Origin of the sequence: Nonomuraea polychroma, from assembly GCF_004011505.1 — a bacterium.
GTDB lineage: Bacteria > Actinomycetota > Actinomycetes > Streptosporangiales > Streptosporangiaceae > Nonomuraea > Nonomuraea polychroma.
In genome coordinates, this window is the sequence record NZ_SAUN01000001.1 from 4,281,406 (window position 1) to 4,299,918 (window position 18,513).

An 18,513-nucleotide genomic window follows, 5' to 3' on the forward strand; every position below is an offset into this window, starting at 1 on the left:
CCATCGCCCACCGCGTGGCCAAGCTCGGGCGCGGGTAACACTGGTGAAGGAGCGGGCCGGATCCTGCTGCCGGGCACGCCGTACTGGTTCGCGGCCGACGGGTGCGGCCCCTGTCGCATGGTGTGTCGACCCGGCCGCGATCGCCTCGATGGCCGAGCGCGGCATCGACGTCTCCCGCGAGTTCCCCACGCCGTGGACCGATGAGATCGCCCGCGCGGCCGACGTCGTGGTGACCATGGGCTGCGGGGACGCCTGCCCGGTCTATCCCGGCAAGCGCCTGGGTCCACTACCGGCTGGTCCCCGACACGCTGGCTGAACTGTCGGCCCTGCTGGGCACGCCCGCCGCCGTCTAAAGGGAAAGACTGGATGACCGCGACTCCCCCGCAGTTGTCGGCCAAGCCGGCCGCCGTGATCGGCACCCTGTCCACGCTGGACCGGTTCCTGCCCGTCTGGATCGGCCTGGCCATGGGGGCGGACTGCTGCTCGGCCGGATCGTACCGGGGCCGGACACCGCGCTGGAGGCGGTGAAGATCGGGGAGATCTCGCTGCCGATCGCGCTCGGCCTGCTGCTGATGATGTCTCCGGTGCTGGCGAAGGTCCGCTACGACCGGCTGGACACCGTCACCCGTGACCGCCGCACACTACCGGCGGTCGAGAAGCTGATCGCAGAGCTGTTGGACTGGGCGTCACCGCGAGGTGCCACACGAGCGCGGTTCTCAGCTGAGCTGCCGGCGGATCTGGGAGACCATCTCTCGGGCGGTACGGCTGGCGCCGATCAGGGTGGCCGACGCGGCGCCGGTCCAGTCGCCATAGCCGATCAGGTGCAGCCGGGGCTCGGCCCGAGCGCGGGTGCCGTCGGTGGGGATGAGCCCGTCGGGCCCGCGCAGCTTCAGCGGCGCCAGGTGCCCGAGCGCGGGACGGAAGCCCGTGCACCACAGGATGACGTCGCATTCCAGGGCACTGCCGTCCGGCCATGCCACACCGGTCGGGGTGACGCGGCTGAACATGGGCTCGGCTTTGAGCACCCCGCGGTCGCGTGCCTGCTTCACCGGCGTGACGGCGACGATGTCCCCCAGAGCGCCGATGCTCTCGCCGCCCTGCTGGTGACGGGTGGCCAGAGCGAACAGGGCGCGGCCGTCGAGCTCGTCGGGGAGCAGGCGCGGTGGCCGGAGAGTGACCCAGGTGGTCTGGGCGACGGTCGAGAGCTCGGCCAGGATCTGCGCCGCGGAGTTGCCACCACCGACGATGACGACCCGCCGTCCGCGAAAGGGCTCCGGCCCCCGGTATTGCGCGGTGTGCAGTTGGCGACCGCGGAACGCCCGCATGCCGGGATAGTGCGGAACGTACGGACGCCACCAGGTGCCGGTCGCGCTCACGACGATGCGGGCATGCCAGGTGCGAGTGCCGGTCTCGACCGCGAGGCGCCCGTCCGCCCGCCGTACGGCATGCGCGGTGGCCGGCCGGACGATCGGCAGCTGGTAGCGCTGCTCGTAGTCGGTGAGGTAGGCGACCGTGTCATCGGCGCTCGGGTAGTCGCCGGCGGCCGGCGCGGGCATCATGCGGCCCGGCAGCGAGCTGTACTGCGCGGGCGAGAACAGCCGCAGCGACGGCCAGGCGTGCCGCCAGGCACCGCCCGGGGACTCCTGCGCGTCCAGGATGGTGAAGTCGATGCCCGCGCGGCGCAGGTAGTAGCCGGCTGCGAGCCCGGCCTGCCCGGCGCCGATGACGACGACGTCGGTCATACGGTGACGAACTCCATGTCGACCGGGCCACCGCCGGAGCCGGGTGCGGGCTCGGCCAGCGGTGCGAACAGGGCGCCGAGCTTGTTCACCACGTCCGGGATGATCCGGTAGTAGACCCAGGTGCCGCGGCGTTCGCCGTCGATCAGGCCGGCCGTCCGCAGCACCTTGAGGTGGTGCGAGATCGTCGGCGCGGTCAGGTCGAAGGCGTCGGTCAGGTCGCACACGCATGCCTCGCCGCCGGCGTGGGAGCCGATCATGGACAGCAGGCGCAGCCGTACCGGGTCGGCGACCGCCTTCAGCAACGCCGCGATCTCGGCCGCCTCCGTCTCGGACAGCGGCTCACGCGCGATGGGTGCGCAGCACGTTGCGGTCGTGGCGGCCACGATACGACTCCTTACTTCGACACAAATCTAACTAACTATAGGCGCTGGTAGGCGATCAGGGCCAATGCGGCGATGGCGGAGGCCACCGCGACCGCGCCCAGCACCGCGTCGGCGCCGCCGCCATAGGCCCGGGTGGCGCTGCCACCGCGGATCGCCCAGGTGATGGGCGTGTCCTCCAGCTCGGCCGGCGCGAGCAGCGTGGTGGCGGCCGAATGACCCGCGCCGACGACGAGAACCCGCTGGCCCGCATACGGCTCGCGGTCGGCGCCGAGTCCTCGCACGTGGGCGGGCAGCGGCAACTTCAGGGGGCAGATCGCCGATTCAGTAGCACCCCGCCCGTCGCGCCACCGCGGCTCTCTATCGACACCTTGGTATGGTGCCGGGTTGCACCGCTTGGAGAGTACGGCAGCGCGCAAGCAAGAGGGGCAGGCGACGATGCAGGCGTCAGAGGTCGCGCGTGCAGTGGCTGCGGCCATGTCGACCGCCTCATCACTTGACCTGGCAGTCGACGACGCGATCGTTCTTCATGACTCGAACAAGCTCACTCTGCGTCTGCTGCCGTGTGACGTCCTGGCCCGGGTGGCACCTGTAGCGCATCAGGTCGCAGAGTTCGAAATCGAGTTAGCTCAACGGCTCGCCGAATCCGAGAGCCCTGTGGCTGTCCTCGAGCCGCGAGTGGAGCCACGTGTCTACGAGCGTGATGGCTTCGTGGTCACGCTGTGGACCTACTACGAACCTGCGACGCCGGTCTCACCAGCCGACTATGCCAATGCGCTCGAGCGGCTGCATGCCGGCATGCGCAAGCTCGATGTCCCGACGCCGCACTTCACCGATCGAGTCGAGCACGCTCAACAACTCCTGGCGAGCCGCGACCGCACGCCGGCGCTCGCGGACGCGGACCGGGAGCTCCTCAGCGACACGTTACGAAGCCTGAGACGAGCCATCGGCGAGCGCGGCGGCGCCGAGCAGCTCCTGCACGGCGAGCCGCACCCGGGCAACGTGCTCACCACGAACAACGGGCTGCTGTTCATCGACCTCGAGACGTGCTGCCGTGGGCCTGTCGCATTCGACCTCGCCCATGCGCCCGAAGAAGTCAGCGAGCACTATCCGGGTGTCAACCAAGGCTTGCTCCGCGAGTGCCGGATCCTCGTGCTGGCGATGATCACAACGTGGCGCTGGGATCGAGGCGACCAACTCCCCAACGGGCGCCGGCTGGCCACAGAGTGGCTCAGCCAGATCCGAGCAGCACTCGATCGCAACGGGCTGGATACCCACGGCTGACCGCGGGCCTTCGAGACAAGGCGAACGTCGCCGGTCGCAGCACGTGCCGCTGCAGCAAACCTTGGCCTTGTAGGTCCACCGGTTCAAGGTGATCGTCGCGCGGAGTGATCACGGTCGAGGTCAGGAGCAGTGGTGCGTGACGAGTTGCCGGTCCGGGAATTGGCGAACGACGAGGGCAACCGGCTGTCGCGGATCGTGCAGCGGCCGAGCTCCACGACACCTCAAGGGAACGCGTGTCCGACGGGTTGAGGTACGCGCCGATCGGGGCACCGGCTCACGAGGGCGCGGGGCCGGTTTCACGGGGGCGGCTGGCCGGTCCTCGTCACCGTGAGGACCGCCACGTCGTCACGCGGGGCGGCTCTGGTGAACCGCCGCAGGTCGGCCTCCAGTGACGCGGCCAGCCTGGCAGGCGGCTCTCGCGCCCAGGTGCGCAGGCGCTGCTCCAGCGGGTAGAAGGCGCCCTGCGGGTCGCGGGCCTCGGTGACGCCGTCGGTGCACAGCAGCAGCGTCGCCCCGTACGGGAAGGGGAAGCACACGCTACGGCGCGGCGCGGGAGCCAGCGCGGCCAGGCCGAGGGGCACGGCCGGCACGCCGATCGCCGCCTGGTCGGCGTCGCCTTCGTGGATGACGTACGGCGGGATGTGCCCGCAGTTGACCGCCTCGACCCGCGGTTCCCTGCCGATGTCGAGCACCAACGCGGTGACCATCCGCTCGGGCTCGCCGGTCCGTACGGCGCCCAGGTTGTGCCTTGCCACGGCCGACTCCAGCGCCTCCACGACCCCGGTGAGCGTGTCCTCCCGATACGCCGCTTCCCTGAAGGCCCCCAGCACGGCCAGCGCGGTGCCGATCGCGGGTAGCCCCTTGCCCTGCACGTCCGCGATGAGCACGCGGGTCCCATGGGGAGAGGCGGCCACCTCGTACATGTCGCCACCGACCATCGCGTCCTCCTCCACCGGCTGGTAGAGCCCGTCCACGACCACCTCGCCGGTGCGCAGCGGCAACGGGCGCACGATCTGACGCTGCAGCGCCGCCCCGGCGGAGCGCAGCCTTACAACCTCCTCCTCGCGTCGTACGCGGTAGCGGCAGCTGAGCACGCTGACCACCCCGAACAGTGCGGTGAACGCGATCGCCAGCGCGTCGTCGGCGGGGTCTTTGCCGACGTAGGCCTGGGTCACCGCCACCACCAGCACGACCCACACCGATGCCATGACGGTCGCCCACACGGGACCGAGGCCCGCAACAATGGACGGCAGGAAGATCAGCAGTGGCAGCAGCCGCAGCGTCGTCCCCACGACGATGTCCAGCCCGACCACCAGCACTGTAACGCCGAGGATTCCCACCACGAACACCGGCGTCGAGAGAAGGGGCCGCCCCCGTCCCCGTTCCCGCCCGTCAGCTGCCACGACCGCCCCTTGCTCCTCACTCCCCCGTCCGCCTGGTCATGCCCAGCGGGGAAGGCACAGAAAACAACGGCATTTACCGTTCGCCCAATGTCTCGCTATTTTTCCGGCTGGAATCCCGAGACGGGCAGGAAAGTGAATCGCCACGAGAAACAAAGAGCGCTGTCCCGACATGCAGGCATTTGCCGCGGCTAGCGGGCACATCTCCGTGCGACGGGGTAATCGCTTCCCATTTGCTTCTCATGACGTCGGGAGTTGACATGAATAAATAATCAGAATCAAGCGGACCTCCGGGACCGTTCCAAGATCTGATGGCCTTCCGCCGCAACCAGACGCAGGGCCTGGCCGACGAGGCTCGAGTGCGATGCATCCAGGTCGGCTCGCTCGTCCGCGGACAGCCCCACTGCGGCCGCACCGGCGTTCTCCTGCAGGCGGGACGGACGGCCGAACTTGGATCATGTCCCCGCGGGTGCCCGGGTTCGGGCGGAAGCTCTGCGACATGCCCGTGCAGCCGGGTACACGACCACCGGCGCCGATATCGTTCACCGTCCTTTCCAATCCGGATCTGCCCGACGGCGCCGTGGACCGAGACGCATATGTGGTGCGCGTGCTGGAGCACCTGATGCGGGCCCCGACGATCGGGGATGTGTTCGCCTCGCCGTTGCCGCGCTGGGCCGACCGGCGCGCGCATCGGCCTGGAAGCGGATGGCCGCCCGGCTGGAGGAGGCGGGCGAGGACGCACTGGTCTGGGTGGGGAGGCGAGCCAGGGGAGGGCGGGCCCGGCTGCCGGTGGCGAAGCTGGGCGCGCTCGGGGAGAGCGACTCGCTGGCGTGGCCGCGGGACACCTGCCATGCGTCAGCGCAGGTACGGCGCGGACCGGAAGGCTGCCGTGCCCGGAGCCGAAAATCTACAGTGGCCATGGTAGACATTCGCGAGTGTGGGTACTATGGTTTCTGACATCGCAAGGAACGGATCCACCGGGCAGCAGAAGGTAGTTACTGGCATCACGACGAACTGCCCGCAGCAGGATGAAGTCAAAGGTTGATGGCAGAAGGTCGGACGTGACGGGCCAGCGCAGTGGTAAGGGGCCCAGAGCGTGGACGCGCTGCCGAAGGTGAAGTTGGACAAGTGGTCCGGAAGAGAAAGATGAAAGGAGTGTTGACGCCATCGGGATCGCCCGTTGCCGGCTGAGTCTCGCCGCTCGGGTACCGCAGTTCCACGGGATTGGAAGGTGGTCTACGGTCACGCATCCGCGATCCGCGCATCATCGCCGCTCAGTACGGCAGATGCGGAACATAGTAATCCGGCCGGATGGCCGGTAGATGGTGTTGAACTCTTCGGGGCCCCGGCGCAACAGGCGCCGGGGCCCCCTGTGCGCGTGATGAGAAAGGAATGTATGGATCAACGTCGCTCGGCTGCCGAGGGTGACACGCTCGCTCACGGCAGGATTACGGAAACAACGGCCGAACGCACGGCCGAAGACCGGTTCGACGATGAGGACTACCCTGCCTACAGCATGGGCACGGCCGCGGAGATGCTCGGTGTCACCCCGACGTTCCTGCGGGCTCTGGGCGCCGCCCATCTGATCGAGCCGAAACGCTCCAGCGGCGGTCACCGCCGCTACTCCCGCTACCAACTGCGCCTGGCCGCGCGGGCCCGGGAACTCGTCGATCAGGGCACTCCCGTGGAAGCGGCGTGCCGGATCATCATCTTGGAGGACCAGCTCGCCGAGGCGCTGCGCATCAACGCCGAATACGAACGCGAGCGCGCACGCGGGCGCACGGCCGGAACCTAACGCTGGCGGCGTCGTTACCCTGCGGCCTGGTCTTCGAACCGCGCTGACCAGGCCACACCGTAGTCACCCAGCAACTGCGGCTCCGGCCACCACCCGGCTGCGGAGCGGCCCTGGGGCGCGGGTTTCTACGGTGTGTCGGCTTCGCCGGCCGTCTGCGGCGATGCCGCTGACCGGGGCGAGCTGCGCGAGCGGATGCGCGACTACGCCACCATCGCCGGCATGTCCGGCCAATAGGCGATCTCACCGGCGGTGCCGGGGCCCGGGCGAGTGCGGCAGCTCCAGACAAGGGTCCCATATTCTATGATCATGGGCCTATGAGCCAATTGCCCACGCTATCTGCCACGGAACTCTTTTCCGAACGACTCCTGCTTCGCCAAGCATTGCACGATACCGACCGTGAAGGACTCATCGAGCTCTCGACCGATCCCGAGGTCCGGGCATACATCGGTGGTCCCCGGCCTCGGAGTGAGGCCGAGCAGCACTTCGATGCAGTCCTAGCCGCCAACGCGACATCCAGGCCTGGCAATTATGTCATCGCGGACAACGCGACGAACCGCGTCATCGGCACATTGATGCTCGCCCGCCGGTCGACCGATAGCCCCGGGCATGTCACCGAGGATGGCGAGGAACTGGAACTGGGCTATGTACTGCGGCGCAGTGCATGGGGCGCGGGGTTCGCCTTCGAGGCCGCAACGGTCGCGTTGCGTGCTGCGGCTGACGAACTCCCCGACCAGCCGGTCTTGCTCGTGACCCAGACCGCGAACACGCGATCTCTAAAACTTGCCGCCCGCCTTGGTTTTCGCCCCATCAGCACGTTCGAGGAGTTCGGCGCTGAGCAGACCCTCTGCACCGCTCCCCTGTCCATGTTCAAAATCTGATCTCAGTATCCAACACAGCGGCCCTCAGGCCAGGAGATCCAGGGTTTGGGGGATCTTACCCGAGCCACGGCCTGTACTTTGTAGATCACAGGAACGGCCACTGAGTGCAGGCGGGCCAGGCGAGCCCAGCGGACATGGCCGCACGGACGGCACTCGTAGTCCGATGGCATGAATGCGTGTCCGCCTGCATCGGTCGCAACAGCTGGCCGCCCTCAGGATCACCACTCATGGCAGGCATTGAGCCCGCCAGGTTCCCCTGCGGTTTCGGAGACATATCCGGTTCGGGCCGAATACCGTGGCCCATTGACGATCGGCCAAGCCCGTAAGCCTTCCGGAGTCTCTTCATGCGCACCGCAGCGGCAATCCTCTCCTTCGTGCTCGCCATCATCCTGCCCGCTCCGCCGGCCACCGCCGCGGCTTCCGCCTCGCCGCTGCCGGGCGGCAAGACCACCTATGTCGTCTCACAGGGTCACCTGAAGGCCGCCTCCCAGCAGAACTGGGTACGCCTGGGCAGCTACCGCTTCGCCTCGAACGGCACGGTGAGCGCCGCCATGTACCTCTGGTGGCAGCGTCATCCCAAGGCCAGGCAGCGCACCGGCACCGTCCCCGATCCGAGCTGCACCACCAAGGCGGGCGGTGCCGCATCGCGGCCCCGCGCCTGCGAAGTGCTCACCGCCGGGGGCTTCACCGGCGCCCCCAGCGAGAGCCGCACCGGGACGTACACCGTGTCGGGCAACGTGCTCACCATCCGGTGGAAGATCGCTCAGACGTGGACGGAGCAGTGGTACGTGCGGCCCTCGCCTGACGGCAGGCTGGCCCGCCTGGACCTCAAGCAGAGCACGCTGGCCACGCACGGGTACGGCTACGGCAGCAACGCCGCGACCAGCACCCGGCGCGCGATGAGCTCGGTGAAGGCGTTCCCCGGCTCACTCAGGCAGGACCTGACGAGCTGGGCGAGCGGCAAGCTCGTCACCTCCGGCAATCAGCCGTTCGGCCACTCCGCCTTCCGTGCCTGCGCCTCCACCACCTCGTGCCTGACCTACCTGCAGCCCTCCTCGCGCGGCGCGTGCCAGAAGTCGGGCGGCTGCCCGAAGTACGGCGGCGGAACGCGCCCCAACATCAGCTCCATCCAGTACTACCTCACGATGATCTCCAAGTCCGACCGCCGCGACACGCTGTGGCACTGGTGCACCTGCCTGGCGATGGAGCGCAAGCAGTTCTGCTACACCGGAAACTCCCACGTCAAACCGCTCATGCAAATCATCGACGACACGGGAGCCTTCCGCGGCTGGGTCGGCGCGGAGGCATCCTTCTCGACCGGCTCCCGGGCGACGGACATGCTGGCAGTGCTACGCATCTCCGACTTCCGCTGACCGGCTCGAACCTGTCTCTCCACGTTGTCAGCTCACAGCCACGACGATCGCGAGCTGGAGCTGACCTGCGCCGCGCACGGCCAGGCTCGGAATCCGCCGAAGATCCCGGGCCCGGGCCCTCGCAGTGTCAGCGACTGCCTGCCTGGCCGCCGCCACCGACGCCTGGACGGCCGTCGATGGGACGACCCCCTGTCCGTGCTCCTGAACCGAGCGATGGCGCGGTGAGCGAACTGAGCGGGGCAAGCCGCGCCACGGATCGGGAGCCAGGCACTCGCTTGAGCAGTCGTCACCCTTTCAGCCCGCCCGCCAGCAGGTCGGCACGCCAGAAGCGCTGCAGGACCAGAACGAGAATGATCAGCGGGATGACGGAGACGGCCGAGCCCATGATGACCAGCGGGTACAGGTCGGCGTCGCCCGCGCCCTTGCCCAGGAACGTGTACAGCCCCAGGGTGATGGGATATTTGTCCTGGTCGGACAGCATGATGAAGGGCAGCAGGAAGTTGTTCCAGATGCCGACGAACGTCAGCAGGAACACCGTGACGAGCCCTTGCGTCATCATGGGCAGCACGATGCGGCCGAAGATGTGCAGCTCTCCTGCGCCGTCCAGGCGCGCCGCTTCCAGGGTGCTCTGCGGGACCGCGGCGGCGGCGAACACCCGGCACAGGAAGATGCCGAACGGGTTGATGATGACCGGCAACAGCACCGACCAGTGGGTGCCGGCCATACCGACGGCGGCCAGCAACAGGTACTGCGGGACGGCCAGCACGATGCCGGGCACGAGCACGCCGGCGAGGATCGCGGAGAACAGGACCTCGCGGCCGCGGAAGCGGAACTTGGCCAGGGCGTACCCGGCCATGGCGGAGACCAGCGTCGACAGGACAGCGCCGAGGCCGGCGTACAGGAGCGAGTTGAGCCCCCACTGCCAGAACTGGCCGCCGCCGTAGGCGCTGAGGTTGGCGAGATTGTCGAGGATGCCGCTGCCGGGCGCGAAGGAGAACGTGGTGAACAGCTCGCGCGGGCTCTTGGAGGCGGCGATGACCACCCAGGCCACGGGCGTCAGGCAGTACAGCGCGCCGAGCAACAGCACGATCAGCGCCAGCCGCGGCCGCCGCTGCGCTCCAGGGCGGCCGCGGTGGGATCGGCGGTCGCCGGTGCGGGGCGAGGCGTGCAGGGTGGCGCTCATGCGTTGTCTCCGAAGGTCCGGCGCTGGAAGAAACGCAGCAGCAGCAGCGAGAGGACGAGGATGCCCAGCGCCAGCAGGACCGACGCGGCCGCCGCCCCGCTGAGGTTGTCGTTCGCGAACGCCTCCCGGTAGATCTTCATCAGCGGCACCCAGGTCCAGGAGATGGTGGCCGTGACGGGCCTCAGCGTGGCCGGCTCGCTGTACAGCTGCAGGGTGCCGATCACGGAGAACAGACCGGTGAGCACGAGGGCGGGGGCGACCAGCGGAATCTTGACGCGCCATGCGATCTGCAGCTCGCTGGCCCCGTCGATGCGGGCCGCCTCGTAGACGGAGGCGGGAATGGCACGCAGCGACGTGTAGATGATGATCATGTTGAAGCCGACACCGGACCACAGCGCGATGTTGGCCAGCGAGAAGTACAGGACCGGAGGGCTGAAGAAGTCCAGCGGCCCGGCGTGCAGCCGCTCGGCGAGGTAGTTGAGCGGGCTGGTGCTCGGCAGGTACAGGAAGCCCCACAGGAGGCTGGCGATCACGCCGGGCACCGCGTACGGCAGGAAGATCGCGGTGCGGGTGAACCCCTGCGCCCGCACCCTCGGGGTGTCGAGCAGCAGCGCGAACAGCAGGGCCAGGCCCAGCACGCTCGGGACGGCGATGACGCCGTAGAGCAGCACCCGGCCGAGCCCGGCGAGGTATTCGGGGTCGGCCAGCGCGGCGGTGTAGTTGTCGAAGCCGACGAAGGTCTGTACGCGCCGCCCGAACGCGCCGCCCTCAATGCGGAAGCCGCGGAAGCTCAGGTAGATCGCGTAGCCGATCGGAACGATCAGGAACAGGGTGAAGAGGACGATCGCGGGCGTGGCGAACAGCCAGGGGGTGGCTGCGGCGCGGATGCGCGTACGCCACGCGGAGGCCGGGGCAGAAGTGGTGGGCATGAGGTGTTCCAGAGTTGGTTCGAAAGGCCGGCAGTCACGGGCCCGGCCGGGTCGCCGGGCCCGGGACGCCTACTTGGTCACGGTGTAGCCGGACTTCTGCAGGTCGGCGACGACGGCCTGCTGCGTGGCCTTGTACACGTCGCGGAAGGAGGTCTTCCCGAGCGCGGCCTTGTTCAGCGCGTCCTCGAGCGCGCCTTGCGCCATGTTCACGTTGGGCCCCCAGGTCACCGGGATGGTGGTGTTCTTGATCACTTGGTCGGCGACCTGGTAGAAGTCCTTCTGCTGCGGCATCAGCTGCGGCGGCTCGTGGGTGAGAGTCGCCTGACGGCCGGCGTTGCCGCCGGGGAAGAGATCGAGGCCGAGCAGCAGCTTGGAACCCTCGTCGGAGGCGCCCAGCCAGGCCGCGAAGGCCGCCGCCTCCTTGGCGTGCTCGGACTTGGCCGGCACCACGTAGGCCGACCCGCCCAGGAACGGAACGGCGGGGTCGCCGGGCGTCCACTGCGGCAGCGGCGCCGACTCCCACTTGCCGGCGGTGTCGGGGGCCACCGAGTGGATCACGCTGGGCGCCCACGACGCGGCGGCCCAGCTGAGGATCTTGCCGTCGTTGACTTGCGCGTTCCATTCGGGCGTGAGCAGCGGCTCGACCTTCACCAGGTCCCGCTCTACGAGGTCCTGCCAGAAGTCGGCGGTCTTCAGGGACTCTTCGCTGTCGATGCCGACCTTCCAGGCGTTGCCGTCGTTGCTCCACCACTTCGCGCCGGCCTGCGCGGCGTGCGCGGCGAAGAACTCGAGCTGGCCGGCGGCGAAGCTGGCGATGTAGGCGTCCGGATCCTTCTTGTGGATCTGCTCGGCCGCCTTGGCGTACTCCGCCCAGGTGGCAGGCACCTTGACGCCGTACTTGTCGAAAAGGTCCTTGCGGTAGGTGAGCATCATCGGCCCGATGTCCTGGGGCACGCCGTAGACCTGGTTGTTGAAGGTGGTCAGGGCCCAGATGTTGGGGTCGACGCCGGCCTTGGCGCCGGCCACGTCGGCGGTGATGTCCTTGACGGCCCCGGCCACCACCAGGGCGGGCACGCCGCGGTACTCCAGTTGCACCACGTCGGGGGTGTCGCCGGCCTGGTCGGCGGCCAGCAGCTTGGAGGCGGTCTCGGCGGTGCCGCCCACCTCGGACAGCTTGATGGTGACGTTCGGGTGCAGCTGGTGGTACTTGTCGACGATCGCCTTGGCCTTGGCATCGGTGCCCTTGAGGCTCCAGGTCCAGAACTCGAGCGTGACCGGCCCGCCCGCGGTCGCGGTGTCCGAGGACGGAGTGTCGGCGGACGAACAGGCGACCAGCGACGCCGCCAAGGCGACCGCCAGCACGGCGGCGCTCACCATCGTCCGCCGGGGGCGGCGTCGGGATGGGCGGAGGGTCGGTGGGGTCATGACGATCTCCTCGGCAAGGGGTTGTGCGCCGCGGCGGGATGCCGGGTCGTGCGTTGGGATCTAACCTGATGTTAACGTTGTCATCCTGTCAAGCCCCCCTCGTCACAGAGCAGGCACAACGCTTCGGAGTCCGCCCTCGTGCCCACCTTCCGCAACCCTGTCCTGCCCGGCTGCTATCCGGACCCGTCGGTCTGCCGGGTCGGCGCGGACTTCTACCTGGTCACCTCGTCGTTCGCCTACTATCCGGGCATCCCCCTCTTCCACAGCCGGGACCTGGTCGAATGGCGTCAGCTCACGCATGTGCTGAATCGGCCCGGGCAGCTTCCTCTGGAGGGGTTGGACGTCTCCGACGGCGTCTGGGCGCCGACCATCCGCCACCACGACGGCACGTTCTACGTGGTCTCGACGCTCGCCAGGAACCGGCAGGGCGCCCTCACCTTCATCGTCACCGCCCAGGACCCGGCCGGACCGTGGTCGGACCCCATCCCCCTGGAGGCCGAAGGCATCGATCCGTCGCTGTTCTTCGACGACGACGGCCGCTGCTGGCTCACCGCCTGCCGGGACGCCGTCGAAGACGGTCCCGGCGAGCTGTGGATGCGGGAGCTCGACCTGGAGCGGCTCAAACTCGTCGGCCCCACCCATGTGCTCTGGCGCGGCGCCGTACGCGGAGCCTGGGTGGAGGCGCCGCACCTGTACAGACGCGACGGCGTGTATTACCTGATCGCCGCCGAGGGCGGCACCGGGAGCAATCACAGCGTCACCGCCGCACGCTCCGACGTCGTCACCGGCCCCTACGCCACCGACCCGCGCAGCCCCCTGCTGACGCACCGGCACCGCAGCCCGGACGAGCCCATCCAGAACGTCGGGCACGTGGACCTGGTGGAGACCCCCGATGACGAGACGTGGGCGGTGGCGCTCGGGGTGCGGCCGATCGACGGCACCCACACGCTCGGCCGGGAGGTCTTCCTGGTCCCCGTCACCTGGGGCGCCCACGGCCCCGTTTTCGCCCCGGAGTCGGGCCGGGTGCGCCTGTCGGAACGGCTACCGTCGATCGCGTCCGGGCGGCCAGGCGACGACTCCGCGATCGTGCGCCGGACGAGCTTCGACGAGCCGGCGCTGGGCCTGGAGTGGAACAGCCTGCGAGGTCCGGTCGGCAACCGCATCCGGCCCTCTGCCGTGGGGAAGGGGATCGACATCGACCTGGCCCCCGAGCCGCTCAGCTCCACCGGCGTGCCGGCCTTCATCGCACGACGCCAGCAGCATGTCCGCTTCCGCGCGCAGACGCGGATCAGCTTCGCCGCGGAGCATCCGTCAGAAGAGGCCGGACTGGCCGTCTTCCAGAATCAGGACCACCACGCCACGCTCGCCCTCACCGTGGACGGCGGTGGAAGGGCGCAGGCGGTGCTGACGGTCCGGGACGCGGGCACGAGCACCCGCGTGGCCTCCGTGCCGGTCACGGCGGGCAACGCGTTGTTCGCGGTCGAGGGGGACGAGGCCGGCTACACCTTCCGCCTCTCCGACGACGACGGGTGGATCAGCCTGGCCACCATCGGGCGATCCTTCTTCAGCACCGAGCGCGCAGGTGGGTTCGTGGGGGTCTACCTGGGCCTTTACGGCACGAGCAACGACCGCGCCAGTCAAGGGCGCGCGCGTGTCCACTGGTTCGACTACCAGCCGCACTCCGACGGGACCGGTTAGTCCCGCGACCGGGGCGGCGCGGTGCTGCGCCGGACCACGAGCTCGGGAGCGATCCGCTCGGAGAAAGCCGGCTCGCCGCGCAGCATCCGCAGCAACTGCTCGATGGAGCGCTCCCCCAGGCTGACGAAGTCCTGGCGGACCGTGGTGAGCGCGGGCACGAGATAGGCCGCCCCGGCGATGTCGTCGAACCCGACGAGCGAGACGTCGCCGGGGACCTTGACGCCGAGCTCGGCGAAGGCGGCCAGCACGCCCATCGCCATCTGATCGTTGCCGGCGAAGATCGCCGTCGGCGGCTCGTGAGCCTTCCGGGTGGTGAGATAGTGCGCCAGCCGGTAGCCGCTGTTGCCGGTGAAGTCGCCCTCGAGCTCCTCTCCGTGAGCCTCGGGTGCCTCGTCCAACGCGGCTCGCCAGCCCTCCACACGAGCGCGCGCATCGAACGTCCGCAACGCGCCGGTCAGGTGAACGATGCGCCGATGCCCCAGCTCCAGCAGGTGCCGCACGGCCAGCCGTGCGCCGAGCTCCTGATCGAGCTCGACGAAGCCGAGGTCCGGGTTGGGCACGTTGCCGGACATGACCACCGTCATCGGCACCCCGGTGACGATGTCGGCCAGGGCGTCCGCCACCATGGACCGGTCGGCGATCACGGCTATGGCCTCGACCGCCTGATCGGTGAGTCGCCGCAGCGTCTCGGCCAGGTCCAGGGTGCTGCCGCCCTGCCAGCTGGCCAGGTTGACCCAGTATCCGGCACGCTGCGCCGCGGTCTGCACGCCACGCAGGATGCGCGGCAACTCGTACAGCTGGGCCCCGGCGAGCACCACGCCGATCGTCGAGGAGCGGCGGCTCTTGAGAGCGCGGGCGACGCTGTTGCGGCGATAGCCGAGCTTCTCGATGGCGGCCTCGACGCGAGCCCGTGTCTCTGGACGAACGGAGGGATGGTCGTTCAGAACGCGGGACACGGTGACGTGCGACACGCCGGCTTCGCGCGCCACATCGACCATGCCTGGTGCCCGGTTCATGTCAACAGATCGTATCCGCTCAGGACGGCGACGTTTCCTCGGTGGGTGGGCTGATTCCTCAGCCCACCCACCTCGGATCAACGTTCGGCCGCAGCAGCCCGAACAGTGGCCGAATCCCACATCAGCGGCGTGTCGTCGAAGACCACGGCGATCTTGAACTTCGTCCCGGCCGTGATCGTCTCTGGAAGCGTCACGCTGCCCTTCTGGGCTTGGTCGAAGGAGATCAGGCCCAGATCCGCGACCCTCCCGCCGGCTGTGAACACATATCCATGACCTGTCGTGTTCGCGTGCAAGGCCGTGCCCGCAGGATCCGACGCGGCGGCGGCCAGCGACACGGTGGCCTTCTCGCCGATGCCGGGTCTCTCCTCAGGTCGAGATACCGGGACTCCGTGGCTGGTCGGTGACGAGCACGTGCATGTCCCACGCGCCGAGCTCCAGCGCCGTGCCGGCGGGGACGGATGCGCCGCTCGCCACACCGCGAGACGTTCCCTGGCGGCATACCAGCGCTGCGGACCCGCGACGTGATGAACGGTCGCGTGCCCCAGATCCAGCAGATGCTCGGTGGCCGCGCGGGCCAGCTCGTCGGAGCCGACGCCCGCGGTCACCACGCGAGGAGCGGAGAAGGGCAGTGGAGTGCTGTAGACGAGTACGGGCACGTCGGCACGGACGAGCTCGGCTCCCTCGTCGATCGGCTCGGAGATGACGATGCCGTCCACGCGAGCAGCCGGGGAGGCGAACGTCAAGAGCCTGCAACACACCCGTAACCTCGCGCCCGCACACCGGCCACCGCTCCAGGAACCGTGCAGCGCCCCTGCCGCGGAACCTCTGGCCGCTTTCCAGCACGTCGCCGGACGACAGCGGGCCGCTCACCGGCTTCTTCTGCTGTTCAGCTCTGGCCTCGACGGGCGCTCCGGGGTGATGTCCGGCAGCAAGGCCCAGCCGATCTCGCCTTCCCGAGGACCGGACAGGACCGCGTCGACCGGTTCGTGACGGCTTCGGAGACTCTCCTGCGGCGGGCGCTCAGCTGATCAAGGAGGCGCGGCGTGAATGACCCGGCTGCGGCCATCCGGGGCTGTGGCCGGCGTCACGGTGACATGTCGTCCAGTTGGTCCAGGATGCGATTGGAGATCTGCTCGAGCATGGCGAGTTCGTCCGGGCTGAGGGCATCGATGACCAAGCGCCGGACCGTGGCGACATGCTGAGGGGCGGCGGTTTCAATGGCTCTGCGGCCCGCGGGCGTCAGGACGACGAAGGCCGCGCGCCCGTCCTCGGCGCACTCCTCGCGGGCGACCAGGCCGCGTTTGCACATCCTGGCGATGTGGTGGGACAGGCGGCTTTGCTCCCACTCCACCGTCTTCGACAGGTCCTGGAAGCGCTGCCGGCCCTCTGGGGTGTCGGTGAGAGCGACGAGGATCTCGTAGTCGGCGCCGGACAGCTTTGAGTGCGCCTGCAGGTCACGGCCCAGTCTGGCGCTCAGCTTCTGATGCACGCGGACAAAGGCGCGCCAGGCCTGCTGCTCTGCGGGGCTGAGCCACTGGGGCGTCTCGTTCATATGCCCGAAGTCTACCCCGCACTTGACATGTCATGCATTCCGGCTAATGTACATGACACATCAATTGATTCGTCATCTACCCTCCTGTCTGAAGGCATGACGCATCATCTGCAGCCAAAGGAGAAAGCTGTGGCGGACAAGAAAGTGATCGCGGTGGTCGGCGCAACCGGAGCACAAGGCGGCGGGCTGGCCCGGGCCATCCTGGCCGATGCCGGCGGTGCGTTCGCGGTACGCGCGCTGACCCGCAACCCGGCCTCGGACCAGGCGCGGGAACTGGCCGCCCTGGGAGCCGACGTGGTCGAGGCCGACATCAGGGACGAGGCGCGGCTGACGGAGGCGTTCGAGGGGGCGCACGGGGCGTACCTTGTGACCAACTTCTGGGACCACATGTCGCCTGAGCAGGAGAAGCAGGACGCCGCGACAATGGTGCGGGCGGCCAAGAACGCCGGGCTGCGTCACGTGATCTGGTCGACGCTGGATGACTCCCGTGAGCACATCCCCCTCGACGACGAGCGCATGCCGACGCTGATGGACCGGTACAAGGTGCCGCACTTCGACGCCAAGGCCGAGGCCGACCGGTTCTTCGTCGACGCCGGGGTGCCGACCACGTTCCTGCGGACGACGTTCTACTGGGAGGCCCTCCTCGGCCCGATGGCGCCGACGCGGGCAGAGGACGGGCGGGTCGTGCTCGCCCTGCCGATGGCTGAGAGCAAGCTCGCCGGCATCGCGTCCGAAGACATCGGGAAGACCGCCTACGGCATCTTCAAGCGGGGCGGCGAGTTCGTCGGCCGGACGGTCAGCATCGCCGGTGAGCACCTGACCGGCGCGGAAATGGCCGCGCACCTCAGCAAGGCGCTGGGCGAGGAGGTGGCCTACGTGCCGGTGCCGTTCGATGCCATGCGCGCGCAGCCGTGGCCCGCCGCCGTCGAGCTGGGGAACATGTTCCAGTTCTATGCGCAGGTGCCGCAGTTCGTCGCCGACCGCGACCTCGACGTCGTCCGCGGCCTCAACCCGGAACTGCAGGACTTCGAGCGGTGGCTGGCGGCGCACAAGAGCGCCTTCCCCGGCATCTGACCACGACTCCCGTCATCCCCTATCCGCATCCACCCCCAAGAAGATTCCGGGAAGTCGTTGTGAACATCGTTTTGTGGGTCGTCGCCGCTCTGCTCGCCGTCCTGTTCCTCGGCGCCGGCGCCGCGAAGCTGGCCCAATCGAAGGAGAAGCTCGTCGCTTCGCCGAACATGGCCTGGGCCGAGGACTTCCCGCCCGGCGCGCTGAAGACGATCGGCGCGCTGGAGGTGCTGGGCGCGATCGGGCTGATCCTGCCACCCGTGCTGGGCATCGTCCCGGTGCTCGCGCCGCTGGCCGCCGCCGGGCTGGCGGTGACGATGATCGGCGCCATCCTCACGCACGCCCGGCGCAAGGAGATCCAGCCGATCGTGATGAACCTGGCGCTGCTCGCGCTGGCCCTGTTCGTGGCCTGGGGCCGCTTCGGCCCGTACCCCTTCGCCTGATCACCGCAGCAGGCCGATCCGGCTCCGCCAGCTCGCCGTGTTCGGCGAGGGCGACGCGCTGCGTGTCACCGCCGACCCACGCCAGGACTCACACACCCCGAAGCTCGAACTGTACGTCATGGGGGGCTGCCGATCCGCGAGCCGGTCGCCCACCAGGGGCCGTTCGTCATGAACACCCGCGAGGAGCTGATCCAAGCCTTCGAGGACGACCCGGCCGGCCGGCTCGGCGTCATCCCTGCCACCCGGCTCCCGCACACCTGACAGCCGACACCCGGACCCCCGGCCGTGGCCGGCGCACCACGAGCACCGGCCCCGCCGAGACCAGTCGGGGCACAGTGTGCTGG

18 protein-coding genes and 1 pseudogene are annotated in these 18,513 nt (G+C 69.0%); 9 read left to right on the forward strand and 10 right to left on the reverse strand.

The genetic code is table 11. The annotated features are described in order from the left end of the window. Positions 1-43: 43 nt before the first annotated feature. Both EDD27_RS56705 and EDD27_RS19530 read left to right on the forward strand, forming a co-directional pair. The gene (locus tag EDD27_RS56705) at positions 44-316 is read left to right on the forward strand and encodes a low molecular weight phosphatase family protein (protein ID WP_241564137.1); all 273 of its coding nucleotides are present in this window, start codon (positions 44-46) and stop codon (positions 314-316) included. A gap of 50 nt (positions 317-366) precedes the next feature. Continuing rightward, positions 367-644 (forward strand): annotated as a pseudogene (locus tag EDD27_RS19530) (ACR3 family arsenite efflux transporter); the annotation flags it as partial. A gap of 72 nt (positions 645-716) precedes the next feature. On the opposite strand, the gene EDD27_RS19535 reads toward EDD27_RS19530, so the two are convergent. Genes EDD27_RS19535 through EDD27_RS19545 form a run of 3 tightly spaced genes read right to left on the reverse strand, consistent with a single transcriptional unit; the run spans position 717 to position 2,406 of the window. Next, a complete protein-coding gene (locus EDD27_RS19535; RefSeq protein ID WP_127933690.1) occupies positions 717-1,742 on the reverse strand; it encodes an ArsO family NAD(P)H-dependent flavin-containing monooxygenase in 1,026 nt (341 codons plus the stop codon). Further along, complete coding sequence (locus EDD27_RS19540; protein ID WP_241564138.1) at positions 1,739-2,125, reverse strand: ArsR/SmtB family transcription factor; 387 nt, start codon at positions 2,123-2,125, stop codon at positions 1,739-1,741. Before EDD27_RS19540 ends, EDD27_RS19535 begins: the two co-directional genes overlap by 4 nt. A gap of 35 nt (positions 2,126-2,160) precedes the next feature. Beyond that, positions 2,161-2,406, reverse strand: coding sequence for a hypothetical protein (locus EDD27_RS19545; RefSeq protein ID WP_241564139.1), 246 nt, complete (start codon positions 2,404-2,406; stop codon positions 2,161-2,163). Positions 2,407-2,560: 154 nt separating this feature from the next. On the opposite strand from EDD27_RS19545, the gene EDD27_RS19550 reads away from it, so the two are divergent. After that, on the forward strand, positions 2,561-3,406 hold the full coding sequence (locus EDD27_RS19550; RefSeq protein ID WP_127940802.1) for a phosphotransferase enzyme family protein: 846 nt from the start codon (positions 2,561-2,563) through the stop codon (positions 3,404-3,406). A 296-nt stretch (positions 3,407-3,702) separates the two neighbouring features. On the opposite strand, the gene EDD27_RS19555 is transcribed toward EDD27_RS19550, so the two are convergent. Beyond that, on the reverse strand, positions 3,703-4,809 hold the full coding sequence (locus EDD27_RS19555; RefSeq protein ID WP_127933692.1) for a PP2C family protein-serine/threonine phosphatase: 1,107 nt from the start codon (positions 4,807-4,809) through the stop codon (positions 3,703-3,705). 1,513 nt (positions 4,810-6,322) lie between these two features. Here EDD27_RS19555 and EDD27_RS19565 point away from each other — a divergent pair. From EDD27_RS19565 to EDD27_RS19575, 3 genes are all read left to right on the forward strand, one after another. Continuing rightward, on the forward strand, positions 6,323-6,601 hold the full coding sequence (locus EDD27_RS19565; protein WP_127940803.1) for a helix-turn-helix domain-containing protein: 279 nt from the start codon (positions 6,323-6,325) through the stop codon (positions 6,599-6,601). A gap of 314 nt (positions 6,602-6,915) precedes the next feature. After that, complete coding sequence (locus EDD27_RS19570; RefSeq protein WP_127933693.1) at positions 6,916-7,479, forward strand: GNAT family N-acetyltransferase; 564 nt, start codon at positions 6,916-6,918, stop codon at positions 7,477-7,479. A gap of 344 nt (positions 7,480-7,823) precedes the next feature. Next, complete coding sequence (locus tag EDD27_RS19575; protein WP_127933694.1) at positions 7,824-8,852, forward strand: hypothetical protein; 1,029 nt, start codon at positions 7,824-7,826, stop codon at positions 8,850-8,852. 286 nt (positions 8,853-9,138) lie between these two features. On the opposite strand, the gene EDD27_RS19580 is transcribed toward EDD27_RS19575, so the two are convergent. The 3 genes from EDD27_RS19580 to EDD27_RS19590 form a co-directional block, all read right to left on the reverse strand. Next, positions 9,139-10,035 carry a carbohydrate ABC transporter permease gene (locus EDD27_RS19580; protein WP_127933695.1) on the reverse strand — a complete coding sequence of 299 codons (897 nt, stop codon included), beginning with the start codon at positions 10,033-10,035 and terminating at the stop codon, positions 9,139-9,141. Continuing rightward, positions 10,032-10,964, reverse strand: coding sequence for a carbohydrate ABC transporter permease (locus tag EDD27_RS19585; protein WP_127933696.1), 933 nt, complete (start codon positions 10,962-10,964; stop codon positions 10,032-10,034). The genes EDD27_RS19580 and EDD27_RS19585 overlap by 4 nt, the downstream gene beginning before the upstream one ends. A 69-nt stretch (positions 10,965-11,033) precedes the next feature. After that, the gene (locus EDD27_RS19590) at positions 11,034-12,389 is read right to left on the reverse strand and encodes an ABC transporter substrate-binding protein (RefSeq protein WP_206641521.1); all 1,356 of its coding nucleotides are present in this window, start codon (positions 12,387-12,389) and stop codon (positions 11,034-11,036) included. A 138-nt stretch (positions 12,390-12,527) separates the two neighbouring features. Here EDD27_RS19590 and EDD27_RS19595 point away from each other — a divergent pair, with 138 nt between their 5' ends. Further along, positions 12,528-14,087, forward strand: coding sequence for a glycoside hydrolase family 43 protein (locus EDD27_RS19595; protein ID WP_127933697.1), 1,560 nt, complete (start codon positions 12,528-12,530; stop codon positions 14,085-14,087). Here the strand turns inward: EDD27_RS19595 and EDD27_RS19600 are convergent. From EDD27_RS19600 to EDD27_RS19610, 3 genes are all read right to left on the reverse strand, one after another. Then, positions 14,084-15,103 carry a LacI family DNA-binding transcriptional regulator gene (locus EDD27_RS19600; protein ID WP_127933698.1) on the reverse strand — a complete coding sequence of 340 codons (1,020 nt, stop codon included), beginning with the start codon at positions 15,101-15,103 and terminating at the stop codon, positions 14,084-14,086. The genes EDD27_RS19595 and EDD27_RS19600 overlap by 4 nt on opposite strands. Positions 15,104-15,180: 77 nt before the next feature. Further along, positions 15,181-15,819, reverse strand: coding sequence for a type 1 periplasmic-binding domain-containing protein (locus EDD27_RS55605; RefSeq protein WP_206641522.1), 639 nt, complete (start codon positions 15,817-15,819; stop codon positions 15,181-15,183). Positions 15,820-16,187: 368 nt separating this feature from the next. Then, positions 16,188-16,655, reverse strand: a complete 468-nt coding sequence (locus EDD27_RS19610; RefSeq protein ID WP_127933699.1) for a MarR family winged helix-turn-helix transcriptional regulator — start codon at positions 16,653-16,655, stop codon at positions 16,188-16,190. 129 nt (positions 16,656-16,784) lie between these two features. Between EDD27_RS19610 and EDD27_RS19615 the strand changes: the two genes are divergently transcribed. After that, positions 16,785-17,729, forward strand: a complete 945-nt coding sequence (locus EDD27_RS19615; RefSeq protein ID WP_127933700.1) for an NmrA/HSCARG family protein — start codon at positions 16,785-16,787, stop codon at positions 17,727-17,729. 59 nt (positions 17,730-17,788) lie between these two features. Next, the gene (locus EDD27_RS19620; RefSeq protein WP_127933701.1) at positions 17,789-18,169 is read left to right on the forward strand and encodes a DoxX family protein; all 381 of its coding nucleotides are present in this window, start codon (positions 17,789-17,791) and stop codon (positions 18,167-18,169) included. The last annotated feature ends 344 nt before the right edge of the window (positions 18,170-18,513 follow it).